The 251-nt window shown below is 58.2% G+C and carries 1 pseudogene; it reads left to right on the forward strand.

Annotated features, from left to right (window positions below):
- A pseudogene (locus AC0IYH_RS32990) lies at positions 1-244 on the forward strand (alcohol dehydrogenase); the annotation flags it as partial.
- Positions 245-251 lie beyond the last annotated feature (7 nt).

Consider the following 251-nt stretch of genomic DNA (forward strand, 5'->3'; position numbering starts at 1 on the left):
GGGAGTGGACATCGTCAGCTTCAAGGAGAAACCAGTCTACCGCAGCCATGTGAACGCCGGTATCTACATCATCGAACCGCACGCGCTGACCTTGCTGAACGAAGGCGAGCATTGCGACATGCCCACCCTATTCGAGCGCCTTCAGGCGGGTTCTGAACGTATCATCGTTTATCCCATGCACGAGCCGTGGCTTGATGTCGGCCGCCCGGCCGATCTCGAACAGGCCCGCATTACCCACGCCTAAGCATATC

Source organism: Pseudomonas sp. AC463 (genome assembly GCF_979253585.1).